Here is a 21,141-nt window from a genome sequence, read left to right as displayed (position 1 = left end):
CGGCACGGGGGTCAGTATCCCCCACCTCGTCGCGATCCCGGGTCGCGGCTCAGAGCAGTCCCTGCGACTCCAGGAACTCCTTGGCGACGTCCTCGGGCTTCTTGCGATCCACCGCGACCTGACCGTTGAGTTCGGTGAGGTTCTCGGTGGTGAGTTTGCCCATCAGCTCGTCGAGCAGGTCTTCGACCTCTTCGTTGTCGGCGAGGAAGTCCGACGAGACCGCCGGGACGAGATTCTGCGCGGTCTGGATCTGCTGGTCGTCGTCGAGCAGCACCAGTCCTTGGCTGTCCAAGGTGCCGTCCGTCGTGGAGGTCAGACCCAACTGCGACTCACCGTCGAGCACCGACTGATAGGTCTGGTCGGAGGCGAAACCGAGTTTGAGCACCTCCTTGATCTTCACGCCGTACGTGTCGGTCAGGCCCTTGGCACAGTCGACCCGCTCCTCGCAGTCGGGCGCTGCGGCCAAGGTGATGGTCTTGCCCTTGAGGTCCGAGAGCTTGGTGACCCCCTCGGACTCGGAGTACTCCTTCGTCACGAAGAAGGCGTTGGTGTCGGTGGCCTCGCTCGGATCGAGCAGGGTGATCAACTTGTCGTCCAGCAGCGACTCGGCCGCCTCGATCGACTCTTCGGCATCGCTGGTGGTCAGGGCCTCGGCGTCCGCACCGTTCTCGGTGGTGTTGAGGAAGTCGACGATGCCGCCGACGTACTCCGGCACGATGTCGACGTCGCCGGGGAAGATCTTCATGTACACGTCGCGGGTGTCGACCAGTTTGACCGTGGGGTCGTAGCCGGCATCGGCGAGCAGTTGCTCGTACATCGAGGCGACCAGGGTGGCCTCGGGAAAGCTCTGGCCCGAGATCGTGACCGCGCCCTTGTCGCCGCTGTCACCGCCGTCGTCGGCCAGGTCGTCGCTCGCACAGGAGGTCGCGGCGAAGAGCGTGAGCGTGGCCAGCGTGGCTGTGGCCGCTCGGCGGATATGCATCGTGGTCACCTTCTGTGTCCCGTGGCTACTTCTTGGCAGACCACGCGTGTCCGGTTGTGCAAGCTCGGTCGAGCCCCGACACATCATGCCGGTTCGGCGTTGTCAGGCCCACACCCCTGCGGGGCCTGGACGCCGTCGACCGGCTGGGGTCAGTCGCCCTCGGTGTGCTTGGCGCGCGACACGATGTCGGGATCGGCCGGATAGATGACGCGGGGGTCCTTGCCTTCGTAGTCGAACTGGTCCAGGAAGGCGCGGATGGCGTTGATCCTGGCCCGCTTCTTGTCGTTGGACTTCACCACGATCCAGGGGGCGTACTTCTTGTCCGTGAGGTTGAAGTTCGCCTCTTTCGCCGCGGTGTAGTCCTCCCAGCGGTCAAGGCTCTCCAAGTCCATCGGCGACAGTTTCCACTGGCGTACGGGGTCGATCTGGCGCAGGGCGAAGCGGGTGCGCTGCTCATCCTGGGTCACCGAGAACCAGAACTTCGTCACCGTGCAGCCGCTCTCCACGAGCATCTGCTCGAAGCGGGGCGCCTGCCGCATGAAGGTGTCGTACTCCTCGTCGGTGCAAAAACCCATCACCCGCTCGACGCCGGCGCGGTTGTACCAACTGCGGTCGAAGAGCACGATCTCGCCCTCGGTGGGCAGGTGCTGGATGTAGCGCTGGAAGTACCACTGCCCCTTCTCGGTGGAGGACGGCTTGTTCAGCGCCACCACGCGCGCGGCACGAGGGTTGAGGTGCTCGGTGAAGCGTTTGATGGTGCCGCCCTTGCCGGCGGCGTCGCGGCCCTCGAAGACGATGACGTGCTTGGCACCGACGTCTTGGGTCCAGTACTGGAACTTGAGCAACTCGACCTGGAGGTCGTACTTCTCCTGCTCGTAGTGTTCGCGATCGAGCAACTCGTCGTACGGGTAACCCTGCCGCCAGGTCTCGACCGCCGAACCGTCCGGAGCGATCAGGACGGGGTCCTCGCCCGAGGCGTCCTCGACTCGGTAGCCCTCGACCCGGAGCTTGTCGATGTACTCACGAAGGTTCATCCGCTGCACCACGACCCTTGTCTAGCGCACCGAGATGAATTAGTCCCGTCCGATCTCGTCTACTACCGTGCGTCGTTTGCCACACGGCGGCGCGCTGGACTCCGGCGGCGGCGATTTCGAGTACGAGCGCCACCACCGCGATCACGACCGCGCCCGCGATGCCCTTGGCGTAGTTGGACCGATAGAAGCCGTCGGTGATCACTCGGCCGAGTCCTGGCCCGGCCACCAGAGCCGCGATCGTGGCGGTCGCCCACACCTGCACGAGGGCGAGTCGTACGCCGCTGGCGACCAGCGGGAGTGCGAGCGGCAACTCCACGCGCCAGAAGCGTTGCGGGCCGGTCATCCCCATCCCACGCGCCGCCTCCTTCACCTCGGGCGCGACCTCACGGATCGCGACGTACCCGTTCGTGATGATCGGCGGCAGCGCGAAGAGGGCGAGCGCGATCAGCGTGGCCAGGCCCGCTCGGCCATAAGGCCCGAGCGTGTCGGTGCCGGGCCAGTCCGCGGTGACGAGCAGCGCGAGCAGCGCGAAGGTCGGGATCGCGCGGCCGACGTTGGAGATGTTGATCGCGAGCAGGCCGCCACGACCGAGGTGTCCCAGCCACAGCGCCAGCGGCAGGCCGAGCGCGATCGCCACCAGCAGCGCGGTGAAGGTCAGCAACAACTGCTGGGTCAGCAGCGCCAGCATCCCGCCGTCACCGGTCCAGTTGCTCGACTCGGTCAGGTAGGTCCAGGTGTCCGCGAAGATCTTCATGCGGTCCTCCCCCGGTGCGTCCACGGAGTGAGCAGTCGCTGCGCGAGCACGATGATCAGGTCGAGGACCACCGCGAGCACCACGCAGAGCACCGACGCGGTCAAGAGTTCGGCGCGGAATCTGGTGTCCACGCCGTCCTTGATCAGGTTGCCGAGCCCGCCGTACGACACCAGCGACCCGATCGTGGTCAGCGCCACCGTCGAGACGGTCGCGACCCGCAGACCGGCCATCATGACCGGGATCGCCAGCGGGAAGCTCGATCCTGGTCAACAGTCGTCCGGGCGAATAGCCCAACCCGCGGGCGGCCTCCACGACATCGGATGGCACGCTTCGAAGCCCTTCGAGCATCGAGCGCACCAGGATCGTGAGCGCGTAGAGCGCCAGACCGATCACCACCGTCGTCGGCGTCAGCCCGGTGAAGGGCACCAGCAGCGGAAAGAGCGCCAGCGACGGGATCGTGTAGAGGCCCGTGGTGACGCCCAGGATCGCGGCTTCGAACCGGGGAAAGCGTCTGGCGAGCAGCGCGATCGGGAAGGCGATCAGGAGCCCGGCCAGCACAGCAACGAGGGTGATAGCCAGGTGTTGACCGGTCGCCTCCGCGATCTCGCTGCTGCGATCTCGCAGGTAGTCGGCACATAGCCAGTCGTTGACCGTGCGGGAGTAGCACGTCGGCGCATCGGCCCGGGAGACGTACGCCGGCAGTAGGGTCACGGACATGGACGCTACCGCCGAACCGGACCAGATGATCCGACTGAGCGGTGTCGGGAAGACCTACGACGACGGCACGGTCGCCGTACGTTCACTGGATCTGGGCGTGTCCGCCGGCGAGATGGTGTGCCTGGTCGGGCCGTCGGGCTGCGGCAAATCCACGACGTTGAAGATGATCAATCGGCTGATCGAACCCACGTCGGGGAGCATCGAGATCGACGGGATCGACGTGACCTCGTCGGATCCGGTGAAACTGCGTCGCGGCATCGGGTACGTCATCCAGCAGGTCGGGCTCTTCCCTCATCAGACGATTGAGCGCAACGTGATGACGGTGCCCTCGTTGCTGGGTGAGTCCCGGTCGACCGCGCGCGCCCGTGCGCACGAACTGCTGTCGTTGGTGGGCCTGGATCCGGCCGTTTTCGCGTCGCGCTATCCGCACCAACTCTCCGGTGGCCAGCGGCAACGGATCGGGGTGGCGCGTGCGCTGGCGGCGGATCCGCCGGTTCTGTTGATGGACGAGCCCTTCGGCGCGGTCGACCCCCTGATCCGCGAACGGCTGCAAGACGACCTCTTGGAATTGCAACGTTCGCTGCACAAGACGGTCGTGCTGGTCACCCACGACATCGACGAGGCGGTGAAGCTCGGCGACCGGGTCGCCGTCTTCGGTGTCGACGGGACCGGTGGCTATATGGCGCAGTACGCCCGGCCGTTCGAACTGCTGGCGCGCCCGGCCAACGACTTCGTCGCGGACTTCGTCGGCGCGACCCGCGGTCTGCGCCGGCTCTCGGTGACGCCGTTGTCGGAGTCGCTGTTGGAGCCTCTCGACGGCGTCTCGACCGGCGATCTGGCGGGAGCGATCGACATCGACTCCACCCTGGAGCAGGCGCTCGCGGCGCTGATGCGCGACGACAAATCGGTGATCGGAGTGCGTCGTGGGCCGACCTTCCTCGGCGTGCTGACTCCGAACGGGGTGCATCAGGCGCTGCGAGAGTCGCTGCGCTCCTCCCGGGGTTGAGCGGACTCCGGTCCGCTCAACCCCCGGAGATCCGGGTGCTTAGCGGCCACACCGGGGGCTGAGTCGGGTCGAAGCAGCCCCCGGATCGCGTCACGCCACCTTGCGGCGGACCTTCAGCAACACCTTGACCGACGTGGCTCCTGGGGCCGACGCAGTGACCAGGACCGAGATCCGCTTGCCCCGATACTTGGCCAACACCTTCCAGGCCCGCTTGCGAGCCTTCTTGATGGTCTTGCCGTTGGCCTTCCAGCGATAGGCCAGCTTTACATCCGTACGCGACCAGACTCCACCCACCACCTTGAGGCGCTTGCCGATCCGCGGCTTGCCCTTGACCTTCGGCTTGGTGACCAGCGTCAGCGGGGTGACGGTTGCCGTCGGGCTGGTCGTGGGAGACAACGTCGGCGACACCGTCGGGCTGGTCGTGGGACTGCTCGTCGGGCTGGGCGACACCGTCGGGCTGGTGGTGGGGCTGGGCGAGGTGGTGGGCACGGTCCCGTCCGTCACCGGGGTCGTCTCGGGGCTCGTCGCGGAAGTGTCCCTCAAGCCGTAGCCCGTGACCGTCACACGTACCGACACCTTCTTGCCCACCGTCTCCTTCTTGGGCACGTACGTGGATGCGGTCTCACCGGCCAAAGTCACGCCGTCGGCGAGCCACTGGTAGCCATAAGCTCACCGGGCTGGGGTACCACGTGCCCGGACTGACGGTGAGGGTCGAACCTACGGATGCGGTCCCGGTGACAGCAACGCCGCTGCCGTAGAAGCTCTTCGTCGGATCAGTTGCAAGGGACGCGTCGATGCCTGTAATCACCTGGTCTGTGGACGAGACCACAATCGGGTCGAATTGAGGATCCGACTTGCCGTTCCAGCACTGACTCAACAACTGTTCGTCGAGGTCCTCGAAACACACCTTGTAGGTGCCCGGCGCAATACCGGTGAGTTTGTAGGACTCGTCGCTGGCCGCCATGGCGTACCCGGCTCCCGAACTGAGATTCTCCAGTCCGTCCGTGCGGATCAGCGAAGCGATCCGGCCCTCCGTCAAAGGCATGCCAGCCGCCGACCTGATCGTTCCGCTGATCGAGGCACCCGCCCGCATCGTGGTGTCGATGCCGGTGATGTTGCCTCCGGATGCCACCGTGATGCGTTGTGCGGTTGCCTTGGTGGGTTGACCGGCACCACCCCAGTACTGACCGACCGGACCATCGCCCCAACTGTTCTTGAACAAGATGATGTGCTCACCCGGGGTCAATCCGGTCAGCGAGTAGTTGCCTGCCGAGTCGACATCGTCGTAGTAGCCGTCGCGAAGCCAGGTCGAGGTCGCCGCATCCCACAAGAATGTGGTCACCTCGATCTTGCGGACGCTGAACTGTGCGGGCACGGTGATGCGTCCAGTGATGGCGCCAGCCTTGCGCAGCGTGGCGTTGATGCCGCTGACGGTGGCACCCGCGCCCACGACGACCGGTGTCGCCGATTCGTAGCGGTGTCGGTCCTGCCAACAACGGCTGACGCTTGCGCGCAGAGGATCGGAGAAGCACACCTCATAGGTCCCAGCCCGCAGTCCACCAGCCACGTACGTTCCATCTGCGGCGGTGGTCGCGGATGCGCCGGGGCCACCGCCTGGGTTGTTGACGCTGACGCTGATCCCCGCCAACCCGACTCCGTTGGTGTCCACCACACGACCCTGGATCTGCGCCGCCTTGGCCAATGTCGCGTTGATCCCCGTCACGACCTGATCGAGCGTTGCGGTGATTTCCGTGGCAGCGGCCTCGACCTGCGTGTCGTCGTAGTACTCCGCGAGGGTACTGACGGTGCCTTCGAACCTCACTTTGTGCGTCCCGACGTCGACCCGCACGTCGTAAGTCCCGTCCGCAGCGGTAGTCGCCCTCTTGGCATAGCGCCAGTCGTAGTAGCCACCCGACTCTTTCTCGGCCACGATCACCGGTGCCCCAGCCACCGGAACACCGCTGCCGTCGAGCACCTTTCCCCGGAGGCGGGGGTAGCGTTTGAGCGCTGCGTCGATCCCCGTCCTGGCCTCCCCTGCACCAACCGTGACGGGCGTGAGTGCATCGTCGTCGGTGGTCGGGCCGCTCGACGACCAGTACTGGCTAGGAAAGTCGGGCGCGCTGGAATAGGTGTTGTAGTAGACGCTGTAGGACCCAGCCTCCAGGTCGCTGAGGGTGTAGCGGCCCTGGCTGTCCGTCGTTGCGTTCGCCACCATCGAACCGCTCGGGTGGGGGTAGAGGTAGACCCTGACGCCCCCGAGTGGTGTGCCAGCCGAGTCAGTCACCTTCCCGCTGATCGACGCGGTCCCGGCTGCGGTTGCCGTCGGTGGCGCCACCAGCAACCCGGCGAACAGCGCCAACAGAGCAGCCGCCAGTGCTCCCAACAGCCCCGCGCGGGCGTGCGTACGATCTCGCATCCGGTCCTCCTACAAACCTCACAGTCGTCGAGGTAGTTGTAGGACGGATGCACTCTAGGTCAAGGCAGAATCGGCAAGTCCGAACAGTCCTCAGCCTGGAATCAGGCGTGCTGGCGAGTCTGCGGCTCGTACGACTGCCAGGTCAACAACTCGGCGCGCAACGTCTCGGCCTCTTGCTCCAGCTCTGCCAGGTGCACGATCGCCTCGGCCGCACGGGACTCCGCGTCGTCGACGCGGCTGCCAAGACGCTGGATCTCGCGCTCGGCCTGCTGCACCTTCGCTTCGGCGGCCACCAACGACTGCTCGAGCTTGGTGATCTGGGTTGCCCGCTCGTTGCTCTGTGTGGTCAGCCCCGCAATATCGCCGCGCAAGGCCACGACCTCGGCGCGGTGCTCGGCACCGCGGGTCTCGGCGAGCTCGGCGTAGTCCTGGGCAAGGATTGCGCGGTCGGCTGCCGCGTCCCGGCGCGACTGAAGGAGTTCGCGATGCATGATCCGGGTCGCGGCGGCGCCCAGCACCAGGGCGATAACTGCGGAGGCCGCGGTGAACCAGGCGACGTTGTCCAACACACCCCAGGCGACGACGACCGCAGCGAGTGCGAGCAGCGCGATCGCGACGGTGATCCGGGTGCTGCGCTGGAGACGGCGGGAAGCGGAGCGCGAAGGGGCCATGAGGGCAGGCTAGGCCGATTCGTCGTCGGAACTGACCCGACACGCGCGTTCGAGCCAGAGCGCCGCGGCGGTGACCGTCACACCCGCGATCGCCGCGACCGCCGAACGGAGGGCTCTTTGCTCAGCCAACTCGGCCAGCGAGCCCAGCCACGAGACGGCGTACCCGGCGTACGCCCCTGCCAGCAACGCGCCCACCAGGGCACTCGCGCGCGCCAGAACCAGGCGGTTGACCAGTTGGTGACTCTGCGGGCGGCGCACGGGTTCGGCGACCTGGCGGGTGGTGACGTACGCCGTGCCGGCCAACGCAGCGGCGGCCACCAGCAGCACGAGCCCCTGGGTCCAGGTGACCAGGGGTGCGACCAGATCAACCGCGGCGAAGATCCGTCGCACCAACCACCCGCAGACCAGGCCGACGACCGCGAAGGCAGTCAGCGCGGCGGGCGAGGTCGGCCGCAGGCTCCCCTGGGGCTCCTCGCTCAATTCAACTCGAGCTCGAGGTCTTCACGCTTGGTGATACCAGACTTGTCGAGGTCTTCGAGCAACTCCGAGATCGGACCCAGGCCTGGGAAGATCGCGTCGGGCTCGACGTCGTACCAGGGCTGGAGGACGAACGCGCGCGACGCCGCCCGCGGATGTGGCAGGACCAGGGTCTCGGTGTCGCTGCGCCGGTCCCCCACGACGATCAGGTCGACGTCGAGCGTGCGGGGCGCGTTCTTGACCTCGGAACGCTCACGATCGAACGCGTCCTCGATCGCCAGCGCGCGGTCGAGCAGCCGGGCGGCCGGCATGGTGGTGTCGAAAAGCACCACTGCGTTGAGGAAGTCCGCCGCTTCTTCGGGCGAGTCGACGGGGGCGGTCTCGTAGACCGGCGAGATCGACGTAACCCAGACATCCGGGGTGTCCTTGAGGGCATCTACGGCCCCTTGCAGCGTCGCCATCCGTTCACCGAGGTTGGAACCCAGACAGATGACTACGCGCCGGATCGGGCGCATCTCGCCGGTGATCGTGTCGGCGTCGATGATGTGCGGGTTGGGAGTCTCGGTCACGACACTTCCTCGCGGGTTCTGGTGATGGTGAGCGTCACGTCAGTGAACGTGGCGTTGATCGGCGCGGACGGCTTATGCACCGTGATACGAGTCCATTCAACACGATCGTTGGTGAGACATACCGCCGAGATGCGCTCGGCGAGCGTCTCGATCAGGTCGACCGGATCTCGCTCCACGGCGGCTTTCGCCGCCGTCACGAGACTCCCGTAGTCGACGGTGTCTTGCAAGTCATCGCTGGCCGCCGCGGGGCGGGTGTCCACCCCGATGCTCAGGTCGATCACGAAGGTCTGACCCTCCCGGCGTTCGAAGTCGAAGACCCCGTGACGGGCATAGACCTCGATGCCGGTGATGGTGATGGTGTCGGTGGTCATCGCAGCCTCTCCCACACCGCGAGCGCGTCGCGCGTGGCTCGTACGTCATGGACACGCAGGCCCCAGACTCCCATGTCGGCCAGCAGAGGAACCATCGCACTGTGCGCGTGCTCGCGCTCGGTCGGGGGTCGCGGTGCGCCACGCTCGTCCCCGAGCAGCACGCCGAGAAAACTCTTCCGACTGGCCCCGACGAGCAACGGCCTACCCAGGTCGCGCAAACGGTCGAGCCCGGCGATGAGCTCCCAATTGTGGTCGGCCGTCTTCGCGAAGCCCAACCCCGGATCGAGGATCACCCGGTCGGGATCGACGCCGGCGCCGGCCAGGGCGTCGAGCCTCTCGGACAGTTCGCTCCTCACCTCGGCGACCACGTCGTCGTACGTCGCCAGGTCCTGCATCCGATCGCTGTGAGCGCGCCAGTGCATCGCGACATAGGTGACGCCGGAGTCCGCGACCACTCGAAGGATGTCGGGGTCGGCAAGTCCGCCCGAGACGTCGTTGACGATGGTGGCCCCGGCCCCGACCGCTGCCGCGGCCACCTCGGCGCGCATGGTGTCGACGCTGACCGTGGCGCCACCTTGGGCCAGCGCCGTGATCACGGGCAGCACCCGGTCTAGCTCCTCCTCGACCAGCGGCCGGGTCGCGCCCGGGCGGGTCGACTCACCACCCACGTCGACGATGTCGGCGCCCTCGTCCAGCAGTTGGAAGCCGTGCGCGATCGCCGTCTCCGGGTCGGCCCATAGTCCGCCGTCGGAGAAGGAGTCGGGGGTGACGTTGACGATCCCCATCACCTGCGGCGGGGTAGTCCAGTGCGAAATGGTCGTGTTTTCGCCGCCTGGACGACCATTTCGCACTGGACTACCGCGCTCCGGGCCCGCCACGAGGAATCACCGGCTGCGGTTGATCAGGGCCATGGCTTCGGCACGGGTCGCTTGATTCTTGAGCATGCTGCCGCGCACGGCCGAGGTGATCGTACGAGCGCCGGTCTTGCGTACGCCGCGCATCGTCATGCACAGGTGCTCGGCCTCGATCACCACGATCACGCCGCGCGCCTCGAGGATCTCCATCAACGAGTCGGCGATCTGCGTGGTCAGCCGCTCCTGGACCTGGGGGCGCTTGGCATAGACGTCGACGAGCCGGGCGAGCTTGGAGAGCCCGGTGATCTTGCCGGTCACGGCCGGGATATAGCCGACGTGAGCGACACCGGTGAACGGCACCAGATGGTGCTCACACATCGACCACAACTCGATGTCGCGGACCAGCACCATCTCGTCGTGACCCAGGTCGAAGGTCGTCGTCAGCACGTCCTCGGGGGTCTGGCGCAGGCCTGCGGTGAGTTCCTCGTACGCCCTCGCAACCCGGCCGGGAGTGTCCTGCAAGCCCTCACGGTCCGGGTCCTCCCCGATCGCGAAGAGCAACTCGCGAACGGCCGCCTCGGCGCGCGCGTGATCGAAGGGACCGGGCTCGTGCTCTCCCAATGAGATCGGGTCGGTCATGACGGACCCGCCGATCCGGGAGCCGGCGGTGTCGGGGTGTCGCCGCCGATGCCCGGGTCGCCGAAGACGTCACCGTCACTGGACGGGGGCGTCAGGATCGGGCCGGCCTCGGGCTCCTTGGGGGCCGCGTTGGCCGCGGCTCGGTCGAGGATCTCTTGGGGGATCTCGACGGGCGGGATCGTGGACGGCACTCGATCGGGCGAACCCGTCCAGGCCGGGCGCGTCGGCCGTTTGCGCAGCGGCTCGAAGATCTCGGCGACCTCGGCCTTGTCGAGAGTCTCGCGGTCGAGCAACGCCAAGACCAGCGAGTCGAGGACGTCACGGTTCTCTTCGAGGATCTCGTACGCCTCCTGGTGCGCGTGGCCCAGCAAGTTCTTGACCTCCTCGTCGACCGCGGCTGCGGTCTCTTCGGAGTAGTTGCGCGAGTGGCCCATGTCGCGGCCCAAGAAGGGCTCGGAGTTGCTCTCACCGAGTTTGACCGCACCCAGACGCTCGGTCATGCCGTACTGGGTCACCATCGCGCGGGCCAGGCTGGTCGCCTTCTCGATGTCGTTGCCGGCACCCGACGTCACATCGTGGAAGATCAGCGCCTCAGACGCCATCCCGCCGAGCATGTACGCGAGCTTGTCGAGCATCTCGCTGCGGGTCTGGCTGTACTTGTCCTGATCGGGCAGCACCATCGTGTAGCCCAGCGCGCGCCCACGCGGCAGGATCGTCACCTTGTGCACGGGGTCGGTGCCCGGCAGCGCCGCCGCGACGAGAGCGTGGCCGCCCTCGTGATAGGCGGTGATGAGCTTCTCCTTCTCGTTCATCAGGCGCGTACGCCGCTGCGGGCCGGCAATCACGCGGTCGATGGCCTCGTCGAGGGAGTCGTTGGTGATCAACTTCTCGTTGTTGCGCGCGGTGAGCAGCGCGGCTTCGTTGAGCACATTGGCCAGGTCGGCGCCGGTGAAGCCGGGCGTACGCCTCGCCACGCTCTGCAGGTCGACGTCGGCGGCCATCGGCTTGCCGCGTGAGTGCACCTTGAGAATCTGGTGGCGCCCGTTGAGGTCAGGGGCGTCGACCTGGATCTGGCGGTCGAAGCGGCCCGGACGCAGCAGAGCGGGATCGAGTACGTCGGGCCGGTTGGTGGCCGCGATCAGGATGACTCCGCCGCGTACGTCGAAGCCGTCCATCTCCACCAGCAACTGGTTGAGAGTCTGCTCGCGCTCGTCGTGACCGCCGCCCATGCCGGCGCCGCGGTGGCGCCCCACAGCGTCGATCTCGTCGATGAAGACGATCGCGGGCGGGTTCTCCTTGGCCTGCTCGAACAGGTCGCGCACCCGGCTGGCGCCGACGCCGACGAACATCTCGACGAAGTCGGAACCGGAGATCGAATAGAACGGCACGCCCGCCTCACCCGCGACGGCGCGGGCCAGCAGTGTCTTGCCCGTACCCGGCTGGCCGTAGAGCAGCACGCCCTTGGGAATCTTGGCGCCGACCGCCTGGAACTTGGCAGGGTCTTGCAGGAACTCCTTGATCTCCTCGAGCTCCTCGATGGCCTCCTCGCAGCCGGCGACGTCGGCGAACGTCGTCTTCGGCATGTCCTTGGAGATCAGCTTGGCGCGGCTCTTGGCGAACTGCATGACACCGCGACCGCCACCGCCTTGCACGTTGTTCATCAAGAAGATGAACAACAAGATGATCAGCGCGAACGGCAGCAGCGTCGCCAGGATCGACCCCAGCAGGCTGGGTTGCGGGTATTCGGAGTTGGACGACTCGATCGTGCCCTCGGCGACCTGCTCATCGACCTGCTCGAGCAGCGTCTGCTGCTGGCCGTCGATGTAGTGCGAGATCACTTCGTCCCCGTTGTCGAGGGTGGCGGTGATCTCCTGATCGGTGCCGTTGAACGTGATCTCCTTGATCTCGCCCTTGGCGATGTGGGTCTGCAGCGTGGAGGTTTCGATCTCCTTGCCGCCACCGCTGCCACCGAGGAATTGCAGGGCGAGGAGGACGCCGAGGACCGCGAGCACGATCCACAGCCAGGGGCCCTTGAGAATTCGCTTCAACGAGCTGCTTTCCACTTCTTTGGAACGGACCTTGCGAATTTACAAGGTCACGAATAGACGTGCGGGGCGAGAGTGCCGATGTCACGCAGGTTGCGGTAGCGCTCCTTGTAGTCCAGGCCGTACCCGACGACGAATTCGTTGGGGATGTCCCAGCCGACATATCTCGGCTCCACGGGCATGGTCAGCGCCTCCGGCTTGCGCAGCAACGTGGCGATCTCGACGCTCGCGGGGTTGCGCGTCGCGAGGTTGTTGGTGAGCCAACTCAGCGTGAGACCGGTGTCGATGATCTCGTCGACGATCAGCACATGACGGTTGGTGATATCGGTGTCGAGGTCCTTGAGGAGGCGTACGACCCCACTGCTCTTGGTGCCCGAGCCGTAGGAGGAGATCGCCATCCAGTCCATCTCGCAGTGCCGCGGCAGCGAGCGAGCCAGGTCGCTCATCACCATGACGGCACCGCGCAGGATGCCGACCAGCAACAGATCCTGCCCCTCGTAGTCGGCGTGGATCTCCTCGGCCATCTCACGCAGCCGCTCTTGGATCTGCGCCTCGGTGAAGAGGACGTGCAGAAGGTCGCTTTCCACGTGGGCGGAGTCCATGGCCGGAGCCTACGGTGCGCGCGCAGCGTTGGCGACGGCTGGGGTTTCGCGGGGGTGGCGTGGGGGCGGCTCGCACCGGGCCGGGTCGGACGTACGTCCGAACAAGCACCCCCAGAGCCGCTCAAACCGCGCCGGGTCGGACGTACGTCCGAACAAGCACCCCCGGAGCCACTCAGGCGGCGCGCTCCTGGCCGGGGAAGTGCTGGCGCCAGTCATCGCGCAGGCACACGGGCATTCCCGGCAGGCCGCGAGCGCGAAGGAGCCGCTCGACTCGTTTCAGGGTCTGGCTCGGAGTGCGATAGATCCCCGTCGCCACCACGACCAGGATGCGCCACCCGTCGTCGTCGATAGCTTCACGCCTTTCAAGATCAGCCTCCCACTGCTCCACGCGCTCGACGTGGTGGCGCCCGTCGTACTCCACGATCACCTTGATCCCCGGCCAGCTCAGGTCATAGCGGCGCTTGGGCACGCCGTCCTCGTCGTGGAGGGTCAGATTGATTTCGGGCTCGGGGATTCCCGCGAGGACCAGAAGCATTCGCAGCCGGGATTCCATGGGCGAGTCGACTCGCTCGCGTACGAAGGCGGCTGCCGCTCGGGCATGCGTGGCGGAAACGCCACCAGCGCTGCGCAGGAAGCTGCGCAGGCGGTTGACGCTCAGGCTTGTGACACGTACGAGATGATCGCCGGCGACGACGAGATCAATCAACGACAGGGATTCAGCCAGTTCCAGGAACAACTGCTCAGGCCTCGAAGTCGCCAGACCCTCGATCAGCGCTGGGCTTTCGCACTCGCCGACATGGCAGCGGATGCCTGTGCGCTTCACCCGCGCGTCGTGATCGGGGACCGTGACGTGTTCGCCCGGCAGGGTCGGAATGGGTACGCCGCGCAGCCGCGCTGCGGTCAGGTGGCTCGTGCGAGCGCGAGGCCCGGCGACGAGCAAGGCGGCTTCAGCCCGGAGTGCGGGAGTGTCCGGGACCGAGGCAAGGACATAGATGCCGAACAGAAGACGGCGATAGCTCGGGCCTTCCAGCTCGCGCCTGGTGATGCCGGCTGCGAAGCCGCGTTTGCGGGTGAAGGGTCGAGCGGGGTCGAAGCTGCGCATACAACCACCCTGCCCACTTGCTGCGGCTCGTGATTTGGTTATCCACAGGGCTGATCAGCGGGCCGTGTTCTCTGGCCCGAATGGGGCGCGGAAGTCCTCGGGCCGGGTCGGACGTACGTCCGAACAAGCACCCCCGAGCCGGCTCAAACCGGGCCGGGTCGGACGTACGTCCGAACAAGCACGCCCCAGGCCACGCCACGCAACAGCACCCACGAGCAGCCCTACCCCCCAGCGAACTCCAACCGCCCCTCCACCCGCTGGGCTCGCACCGGGCCGGGGAGGTCGATCCACTTCTGGCCGCGCCACTGGGTCACCAGGGCCTCGACGGCGCGTACGTGCTCGAACGTCACCTCGTCGGCCGGGGAGCCAGCGTCGACGATCGCGCGGTGCAGCACGCGAGTCCGCAAGGCTGGCGCCAAGGAGGCGAGCGCCGCCACGCTCAGCGCCTCAGGTGCCGCATAAGCCTCGGCCGCCAGGTCGTCGAGCAGCGTCACGTCGTCACGCAGTTGGTCGGCCGTACGCGCCAAGGTCGCGGCCACACCCGGCCCGAGCGCATCCTCCATGGCAGGCAGCACCGACTGGCGTACGCGCACCCGCGCGAACCCGGGATCCGAGTTGTGTGGGTCGTCCCACCACTCGATGTCCTCCAGCAGGCAAGCGGTCTCGGTGTCGGTGCGGCTGACGTCGAGCAGCGGTCGGACAAAGATGTCGTACGACCGGCGCATCCCAGCCAGGGAGCGCGCGCCCGAACCGCGGGCCAGGCCGAGAAGTACGGTCTCGGCTTGGTCGTCCCTGGTGTGCCCGAGCAGCACGGCCGACGCGGAGAAATGTGACGCGATCTGTTCGAGCACCGCGAAGCGTGCCTGACGCGCAGCGGCTTCCATACCCAGCCCGCCCGCATCCACGACCACGCGCGAGGACACCGTCTCGTGGGCCCCGAGGGCCGCCATCTGGTCGACCACCCGGACGGCCACGGACCCCGACGCGGGCTGCAGACCGTGGTCCACGGTCGCGCCGATCACGTACGCGCCCAGCCGACGGCCCTCGAAGATCGTCGCCGCCAACAACGCCAGCGAGTCCGCACCGCCGGAGACCGCGACGACCACCCGTGGTGTGGGCCCGAGCGCGACCAGAGCACGGCGTACGCCGACGCGGATCGCCGCGATCGAGGGATGCGGACCCATCAGGTGGACAAGACTCGAGAGATCCACGCGTCCGGATCGTGGATTTCTTCCTTGGACGGCAGGCTCTCCGGCCCGGCGAATACGGCGTTGAACTCGGCCATCCCCGCCTTGTCGACGACACGGCGGACGAACTTCGCGCCGTCGCGGTATTGCGCCATCTTGGCGTCGAGGCCGAGCACTCGGCGCAACAGTTTGTCCAGCAGGCCGACGCCACTGCGACGGGCGGTGAACTTGCGGCGGATCTCGGCCACCGACGGGATCACGCTCGGACCGACGCCGTCCATGACCACGTCGGCATGGCCCTCCAGCAGACTCATCACGCCGGTGATCTTGTCGATCACGGCCTGCTGCTCGGGGGTGCGGAAGAGGTCGCTGATCGGTTTGCCCTCGCGTACGCCCTCGGAGACCCGCTTGACCAGATCGTCGAGCATGGCCGAAGGTTCGAGCGCCCCGATGACCTCGCCGATCAGGTCATGCAGGTGATCGCGCATCCACGGTACGGCCGTGAACTGCACCCGGTGGGTCTCTTCGTGCAGACACACCCAGAGCCTGAAGTCGTCCGGATCGACATCGAGTTCTCTTTCGACGTGCACGATGTTGGGTGCGACGAGCAGGAGCCGACCGGCCCTGGTGAAGGGATCGAACTGACCCAGCACCTTGCCCGACAAGAAGCCCATGATCAGGCCGAACTCGGCGCCGGTGACCTTGGAGCCGATCTTGGCGCCGATCCCGGAGGGGGCACTTTTGGTGGCCAGCATCTTCTCCACGACCGGGTCCATCAGGACGGAGAAGGACTCGGCGTTGGCCTGGATCCAGCCGCGGCGGTCGACCACGAGCAGCGGCGCGTCGTGGTTCTGGGCCACCAGGCCGGTGAAGTCGCGTACGAGTCCGGTCGACCTCGCTGCGCCCTCGCGCAACTGCGCGACCACCGCGGTCGCCTCCGCGGCACTGACCTCGGGCCCGTCCCCGGCGATCCGCGCGCCGACCTCCACCGCAGTGGACCAGTCGATCAACTCACTCATGGTGCGAGATTAGCCAGCGCGTCCGCATGCGCAGGCGCCGAGCGCCCCCACCAGATCATCGAGCGCCGCACGCGCATCGAGGGTGTCCTCGACGGCAACCCGGTCCGCTGCCGCGACGAAGATCATCGAGGATCCGTCCGCATCCGTCGCGATGCCAGCCAACGCCGAGACGCCGGTCAGGGTGCCGGTCTTGGCGCGTACGGTGCCTCGGCCACCCAGCGGCGCCTCGGCGAACCGGTCGGTCAGGGACCCGGTAAAGCCCGCGACCGGCAGGCCCGTAATCAGGGGCCGGAGGCTGTCATCGCTGATGCCCAGGCGCAACACGTCCAACAGAGTCTCGGCCTGCATCCGGTTCTTGCGAGCCAACCCGGAGCCGTCCCACAACCGAAGACCGGACGTGCGTACGCCCATCTCTTTCAGGGTCGACTTCACCGACGCGACGCCTGCGGCGAACGAACCCTCGCCGGCGACCACGAGCCCCACGTGGTGCAACAACACCTCGGCGCCCTCGTTGTTGCTGACGTCGAGCACCCGCTCCACGATCTCGTCCAGCGGTGCGCTGGTGGCCACCGCCAACTCCTCCGCCTCGCCTGGCGCTGCGCGCGCCGAGACGTCCCCGCGAATGGCGATGCCGGACTTGCGCAGGTGTCGCGCGAAGACATCGCCCGCCTGGGCGGCCGGGTCGTCCGCCCGATGCCACCCGTCGTCCTCAAGTCCTTGATCCACCCAGAGCGCGCTGATCGGCGTGACGATGTCGTCGGTCAGGTAGTCGGGCTCCCAGCCCGCGGACCCGGCCGGGCCCGAGAACAGAGAGTCGTCGTACGAAAGCCGGACCGCGCCGACCCCGCGTGCAGCGAGGGCCTCGGCGACCGAACGGGCGAGCGTACGCAGGTCGGCCCGCGCGGGATACGCCTCGTCGCTGGGCTTGGGCGGGCGCGAGGCCAGGAACGGGTCGCCGCCACCGACCAGGAACAGCCTCTTGCCACGCAGCACCACCCGGGTGGTGAACGTGTGGTCGCCGCCGAGCACCTGCAGCGCCGCGGCGGAAGTGACGAGTTTGGTGGTCGAGGCCGGGATGAAAGCACGTACGCCCGAGCGCAGCAGAGGGGTCCCGTCCAGCCCCTCGACGGCGACGCTCACCCGCTCACCGAGATCCTCATCACCCAGCAGTGGGGTCACCGCCCGCCGCACCCGGCGCTTCTGGGGCACCGCCGTCAGGTCCACCGCCGCAGCCACCACGCTGGGTGTCGGGACCGGCGACAGGGAGAGCCCTTCGGGGGCAGGCACCGCGGCAGGCTCGCTGAGGGGGTCGGGCCCCAGCCAGCGATCCTGGACGTACGCGCGGCCGTAGCCCAGGGCGTACTCCTCCACGCCGATGCCGACAGCCAGAAGGACGAGCAGCAGCGCGAGCACGCGACGCATCGGACCTCCTGATCGACCGTGAGCAATTAGACGCGTGCTCGGTTCGCGCGCGGCGCTCGATTGCGCGACACTGTGCCACGTAGCCAACGCCGGAGGAGAAACCGTGTCGCTCGAGTTCGATGTCCTGGTCGAGATCCCCAAGGGGAGCCGCAACAAGTACGAGGTCGACCACGAGACGGGCCGCATCCGACTCGACCGCACCCTGTTCACCGCGACGCAGTACCCCGCGGACTACGGCTACATCGAGGACACGCTCGGGCAGGACGGCGACCCGCTCGACGCGCTGGTGCTGCTGACCGGCGAGCCGACCTTCCCCGGTTGTCTGATCCGCTGCCGTGCGATCGGCATGTATCGGATGACCGACGAGGCCGGCGGCGACGACAAGGTGCTGTGCGTGCCCGCGACAGACCCGCGCCAAGAGCACATGCGCGACATCAACCACCTGCCGAAGTTCGACCGGCTGGAGATCGAGCACTTCTTCACCGTCTACAAGGACCTGGAGCCCGGCAAGTCCGTCGAGGGCGCCAACTGGGTCGGGCGTACGGAAGCCGAGGCCGAGGTGCGCGCCTCATTCGAGCGCTTCAAGACCGAGGGCCACCAGGACGACCTGAAAAACTCCGCCGACGACTCACTCGGCGAAGCTCACTGAGCCTCACGCGCATCCCATCCCAAAAACGAACTCGGTCGTGTAGACGCATCCCCCGGCCGGCGCGTCACCGCCGCTGATCCGATAGGTCATGCGGACTATCGGAACGTACGTCACGCCGTTCTCAGTCGTCTGCGCCGAGGACACCGTCGTATTGAGGTCCCCATAGCCCTGGGTCGTGGTGGAGGCCTGACTGGCGGTCCACCCATTGAGTGCGGTGAAGGGATCATAGTTGCCGTTGGAGGTGTCGAACCGGCTTAGCTCGATCGCGACCACGTCTGCCACATGGCTCATGCTCAGATCGCCTTGAAGGAAGAACGAGAAGGGGCCAGCGAAAGTGGTGTGCGCAGGGGGGTCGTCACAGTAGTCGGGGTCTTGCGTGAGTCGCGCCTCGACCCAAGGCGACTGCTCACCGTCGGCGGGACATTGCCCGGAGAATGCCGCGTACGCCGGCGCTATCGCCACCGCAGTCACACCCGGAACTGCCCAGGTGGCCGCGCGGACAACCGAGCGGCGTCTGACGGGGTCACCGGACATGTGGGGCGCCATGGCTGCAGATTAGGTGTGCGGGCACCTGGTCGTGCCCGCTTTGCAAGTTTTGCTCAGGTCAGTCACCGATCAGGTCGGGCGAGCGCAACATCTCCCGCGGCACCCCGAAGGCGTCGACGAAGTCCAGCGCCAGTGGCCGGATCTTGGCGCACAGGTCGTTGATCTCGCGGCTGATCGCCTTCGAGCGCGCGGCACTGAGCCGACCGTGCTCTTGGAACCAGCCACGGTCCGCCTCGATGGTGGACAGCGCGTAGAGATCGCACAGCAGTCCGAGGGCGACCTTGAGATCGCCGTCCTGGCCGAGTTCGCGCGCCTTGTCCACGAACGCTTCGAGTACGAGCCGCTCCATGTGCGCCGTCGCGGCCGCGATCACGTGGTCTTGGACGCGCGAGAACACCGCACCGGGATTCTGCTTGTCGTCGACGCCGCGCTTGAGGCGGCGCGCGACGCCCGCGAGCATGTGTTCCTCGCGGAACCTCAGCATCGCCAGGTGGTAGTTGGGGTCGAGCAGACCGGCCTCCTGATCCCACTCGTCGCCGCCGGGCAGCACATCCTTGATCCGGGTGACGAGCGAGTGCACCCGGGTCCGCTCGATGATGGTGTCGACCGCCATCGCGGCCACGAACCGCACCATCCCGAACTGGTCGAGGTCTTGGAAATCACTGGCGTAGTCGGTGAGCAGCCCCTTGGCGACCAACTGCAACAAGACGTGGTTGTCACCCTCGAAGGTGGTGAAGACATCCGTATCCGCCTTCAAAGCGGCGAAGCGATTGACGCTCATATAGCCCGCGCCACCGCAGGCCTCGCGACACTCCTGAATCGTGCGGGTCGCGTGCCAGGTGCCGAGCGCTTTGGTGCCCGCCGCCCGGGCTTCGAGCTCACGGCGGGTGTGCTCGTCATCCGCGTGACCTGAGAAGACGTCATGGAGTTGCTCACGCAACACGTCCTGGGCGAAGTGCAGTGCGTACGTCTTCGCGAGCAGCGGGAAGAGCCGTCGCTGGTGCATGCCGTAGTCGAGCAACAGGTCCTCGGCGGGCGGGTCGGTCGCCTCGAACTGGCGGCGGCGGGTGGCGTACGTCGTAGCGATCGTGAGCGCGACCTTGGCTGCGTTGATGCCCGCACCACCGACACTCACACGGCCCTGCACGAGCGTGCCGAGCATGGTGAAGAAGCGTCGGTTCGGGTTTTCGATCGGGCTCTCGTACGCGCCCTCGGGCGTCACGTCGGCGAAGCGGTTGAGCAGGTTGGTGCGCGGGATGCGTACGCCGTCGAACCAGATCCGCCCGTTGTCGACTCCGTTGAGACCCATCTTGGCGCCGCAGTCCTCGAGGCGTACGCCCTCGACGACCTCGCCGTTCGCGCGGATCGGCACCACGAACGCGTGGACTCCCTGACCCTCCTCGTCGTCCTCACCGAGGTGGAGTTGGGCGAAGACGACGGCGAGTTCGGCATGCAAAGCGGCGTTGCCGATGTAGTCCTTGCGCGCGCTCGCTTGGAGCGAGGTGTCCTTGGGAGTCGTGATGACGAACTCGCCGGTCTCCTTGTCGAACGTCGCCACCGTTCCGAGGCGCTGCACGTTGGAGCCGTGGCCGCTCTCCGTCATCGCGAAGCAGCCCATCAGCTCGCCGGTGATGAGTTTGGCGAGGTACGCGTCGTGGTGCGAGTTGGTGCCCAACTGCAGGATCGCCCCGCCGAAGAGCCCGAACTGCACCCCGACCTTGACCAGCACGGAGAGGTCGCCGTACGCCAACGTCTCGAACGCGGCGATCGAGGCGCCGATGTCGCCGCCCCCGCCGTACTCCGTCGGGAAACCCATCCCGGTCTGGCCGGTCTTGGCGATCTCGACGACGAGATCCTTGACGCGCTCGCGGAACTCCGGTCGCGTCATCGTCTCGGCGTCCTCAAGTACGCCCGCGTGGGCGACCAGGTTGCTGCGGACCAGGTCGCGGACCTCGGCGTACGGGCCGTCGAGAAGCCGTTGCAACTCGTCGACGTCGATCGTGGGCTGGGTGTAGCCGGGCTGAGTCTCTCCGTCGCGGTCGGTGCTCATATGTTTCAAACTACCGACCTGGCGAGCGG

The 21,141-nt window shown here is 67.0% G+C and carries 22 protein-coding genes; 3 read left to right on the top strand and 19 right to left on the bottom strand.

The annotated features are described in order from the left end of the window. Positions 1–49: 49 nt before the first annotated feature. The 3 genes from V9G04_01185 to V9G04_01175 form a co-directional block, all read right to left on the bottom strand. Complete coding sequence (locus tag V9G04_01185) at positions 50–982, bottom strand: ABC transporter substrate-binding protein (GenBank protein MEI2711926.1); 933 nt, start codon at positions 980–982, stop codon at positions 50–52. 149 nt (positions 983–1,131) lie between these two features. Further along, positions 1,132–2,016 carry a polyphosphate kinase 2 gene (gene ppk2 / locus V9G04_01180; protein MEI2711925.1) on the bottom strand — a complete coding sequence of 295 codons (885 nt, stop codon included), beginning with the start codon at positions 2,014–2,016 and terminating at the stop codon, positions 1,132–1,134. Continuing rightward, complete coding sequence (locus V9G04_01175; protein MEI2711924.1) at positions 2,003–3,481, bottom strand: ABC transporter permease subunit; 1,479 nt, start codon at positions 3,479–3,481, stop codon at positions 2,003–2,005. Before V9G04_01175 ends, ppk2 begins: the two co-directional genes overlap by 14 nt. A 31-nt stretch (positions 3,482–3,512) precedes the next feature. On the opposite strand from V9G04_01175, the gene V9G04_01170 reads away from it, so the two are divergent. Continuing rightward, complete coding sequence (locus V9G04_01170; GenBank protein MEI2711923.1) at positions 3,513–4,493, top strand: ATP-binding cassette domain-containing protein; 981 nt, start codon at positions 3,513–3,515, stop codon at positions 4,491–4,493. A 90-nt stretch (positions 4,494–4,583) separates the two neighbouring features. On the opposite strand, the gene V9G04_01165 is transcribed toward V9G04_01170, so the two are convergent. Continuing rightward, positions 4,584–4,889, bottom strand: coding sequence for a hypothetical protein (locus V9G04_01165; protein MEI2711922.1), 306 nt, complete (start codon positions 4,887–4,889; stop codon positions 4,584–4,586). Between V9G04_01165 and V9G04_01160 the strand changes: the two genes are divergently transcribed. After that, on the top strand, positions 4,879–5,043 hold the full coding sequence (locus V9G04_01160; GenBank protein ID MEI2711921.1) for a hypothetical protein: 165 nt from the start codon (positions 4,879–4,881) through the stop codon (positions 5,041–5,043). The two genes, V9G04_01165 and V9G04_01160, sit on opposite strands and share 11 nt — an antisense overlap. A gap of 72 nt (positions 5,044–5,115) precedes the next feature. Here the strand turns inward: V9G04_01160 and V9G04_01155 are convergent, their stop codons facing one another. From V9G04_01155 to dacB, 13 genes are all read right to left on the bottom strand, one after another. Next, positions 5,116–6,909: a carboxypeptidase-like regulatory domain-containing protein gene (locus tag V9G04_01155; GenBank protein ID MEI2711920.1), complete on the bottom strand. Its 1,794-nt coding sequence runs from the start codon at positions 6,907–6,909 to the stop codon at positions 5,116–5,118. A 101-nt stretch (positions 6,910–7,010) separates the two neighbouring features. Then, on the bottom strand, positions 7,011–7,580 hold the full coding sequence (locus V9G04_01150) for a hypothetical protein (GenBank protein ID MEI2711919.1): 570 nt from the start codon (positions 7,578–7,580) through the stop codon (positions 7,011–7,013). A 9-nt stretch (positions 7,581–7,589) separates the two neighbouring features. Beyond that, positions 7,590–8,060, bottom strand: a complete 471-nt coding sequence (locus V9G04_01145) for a DUF3180 domain-containing protein (GenBank protein MEI2711918.1) — start codon at positions 8,058–8,060, stop codon at positions 7,590–7,592. Beyond that, entirely contained in the window at positions 8,057–8,626 is a 570-nt protein-coding gene (folK, locus tag V9G04_01140) for a 2-amino-4-hydroxy-6-hydroxymethyldihydropteridine diphosphokinase (GenBank protein MEI2711917.1), read from the bottom strand. Before folK ends, V9G04_01145 begins: the two co-directional genes overlap by 4 nt. Then, positions 8,623–8,997: a dihydroneopterin aldolase gene (folB, locus tag V9G04_01135; protein ID MEI2711916.1), complete on the bottom strand. Its 375-nt coding sequence runs from the start codon at positions 8,995–8,997 to the stop codon at positions 8,623–8,625. The genes folK and folB overlap by 4 nt, the downstream gene beginning before the upstream one ends. Then, positions 8,994–9,782: a dihydropteroate synthase gene (gene folP / locus V9G04_01130; GenBank protein ID MEI2711915.1), complete on the bottom strand. Its 789-nt coding sequence runs from the start codon at positions 9,780–9,782 to the stop codon at positions 8,994–8,996. The genes folB and folP overlap by 4 nt, the downstream gene beginning before the upstream one ends. A 99-nt stretch (positions 9,783–9,881) precedes the next feature. Further along, positions 9,882–10,490, bottom strand: a complete 609-nt coding sequence (gene folE / locus V9G04_01125) for a GTP cyclohydrolase I FolE (GenBank protein MEI2711914.1) — start codon at positions 10,488–10,490, stop codon at positions 9,882–9,884. Further along, the gene (gene ftsH / locus V9G04_01120; GenBank protein ID MEI2711913.1) at positions 10,487–12,538 is read right to left on the bottom strand and encodes an ATP-dependent zinc metalloprotease FtsH; all 2,052 of its coding nucleotides are present in this window, start codon (positions 12,536–12,538) and stop codon (positions 10,487–10,489) included. The genes folE and ftsH overlap by 4 nt, the downstream gene beginning before the upstream one ends. Before the next feature lie 47 nt (positions 12,539–12,585). Then, positions 12,586–13,137 (bottom strand): hypoxanthine phosphoribosyltransferase, encoded by a 552-nt coding sequence (gene hpt / locus V9G04_01115; protein ID MEI2711912.1) that lies wholly within the window; start codon positions 13,135–13,137, stop codon positions 12,586–12,588. A gap of 172 nt (positions 13,138–13,309) precedes the next feature. Beyond that, the gene (locus V9G04_01110) at positions 13,310–14,239 is read right to left on the bottom strand and encodes a hypothetical protein (protein MEI2711911.1); all 930 of its coding nucleotides are present in this window, start codon (positions 14,237–14,239) and stop codon (positions 13,310–13,312) included. 221 nt (positions 14,240–14,460) lie between these two features. Then, positions 14,461–15,450, bottom strand: a complete 990-nt coding sequence (gene tilS, locus V9G04_01105) for a tRNA lysidine(34) synthetase TilS (GenBank protein ID MEI2711910.1) — start codon at positions 15,448–15,450, stop codon at positions 14,461–14,463. Next, the gene (locus V9G04_01100; GenBank protein ID MEI2711909.1) at positions 15,423–16,445 is read right to left on the bottom strand and encodes a zinc-dependent metalloprotease; all 1,023 of its coding nucleotides are present in this window, start codon (positions 16,443–16,445) and stop codon (positions 15,423–15,425) included. Before V9G04_01100 ends, tilS begins: the two co-directional genes overlap by 28 nt. Positions 16,446–16,454: 9 nt before the next feature. Next, complete coding sequence (gene dacB, locus V9G04_01095) at positions 16,455–17,867, bottom strand: D-alanyl-D-alanine carboxypeptidase/D-alanyl-D-alanine-endopeptidase (GenBank protein MEI2711908.1); 1,413 nt, start codon at positions 17,865–17,867, stop codon at positions 16,455–16,457. Positions 17,868–17,970: 103 nt separating this feature from the next. On the opposite strand from dacB, the gene V9G04_01090 reads away from it, so the two are divergent. Next, complete coding sequence (locus V9G04_01090; protein MEI2711907.1) at positions 17,971–18,516, top strand: inorganic diphosphatase; 546 nt, start codon at positions 17,971–17,973, stop codon at positions 18,514–18,516. Between the two features lie 3 nt (positions 18,517–18,519). Here V9G04_01090 and V9G04_01085 read toward each other — a convergent pair whose 3' ends face one another. After that, the gene (locus V9G04_01085; protein ID MEI2711906.1) at positions 18,520–19,062 is read right to left on the bottom strand and encodes a hypothetical protein; all 543 of its coding nucleotides are present in this window, start codon (positions 19,060–19,062) and stop codon (positions 18,520–18,522) included. 58 nt (positions 19,063–19,120) lie between these two features. Then, the gene (locus V9G04_01080) at positions 19,121–21,112 is read right to left on the bottom strand and encodes an acyl-CoA dehydrogenase (protein MEI2711905.1); all 1,992 of its coding nucleotides are present in this window, start codon (positions 21,110–21,112) and stop codon (positions 19,121–19,123) included. Positions 21,113–21,141: the final 29 nt, after the last annotated feature.

Source organism: Nocardioides sp. (genome assembly GCA_037045645.1).
Lineage (GTDB): Bacteria > Actinomycetota > Actinomycetes > Propionibacteriales > Nocardioidaceae > Nocardioides.
The sequence above is the reverse complement of the archived record's forward strand: the minus strand, read 5'-3'. Positions and strand labels throughout refer to the sequence as shown.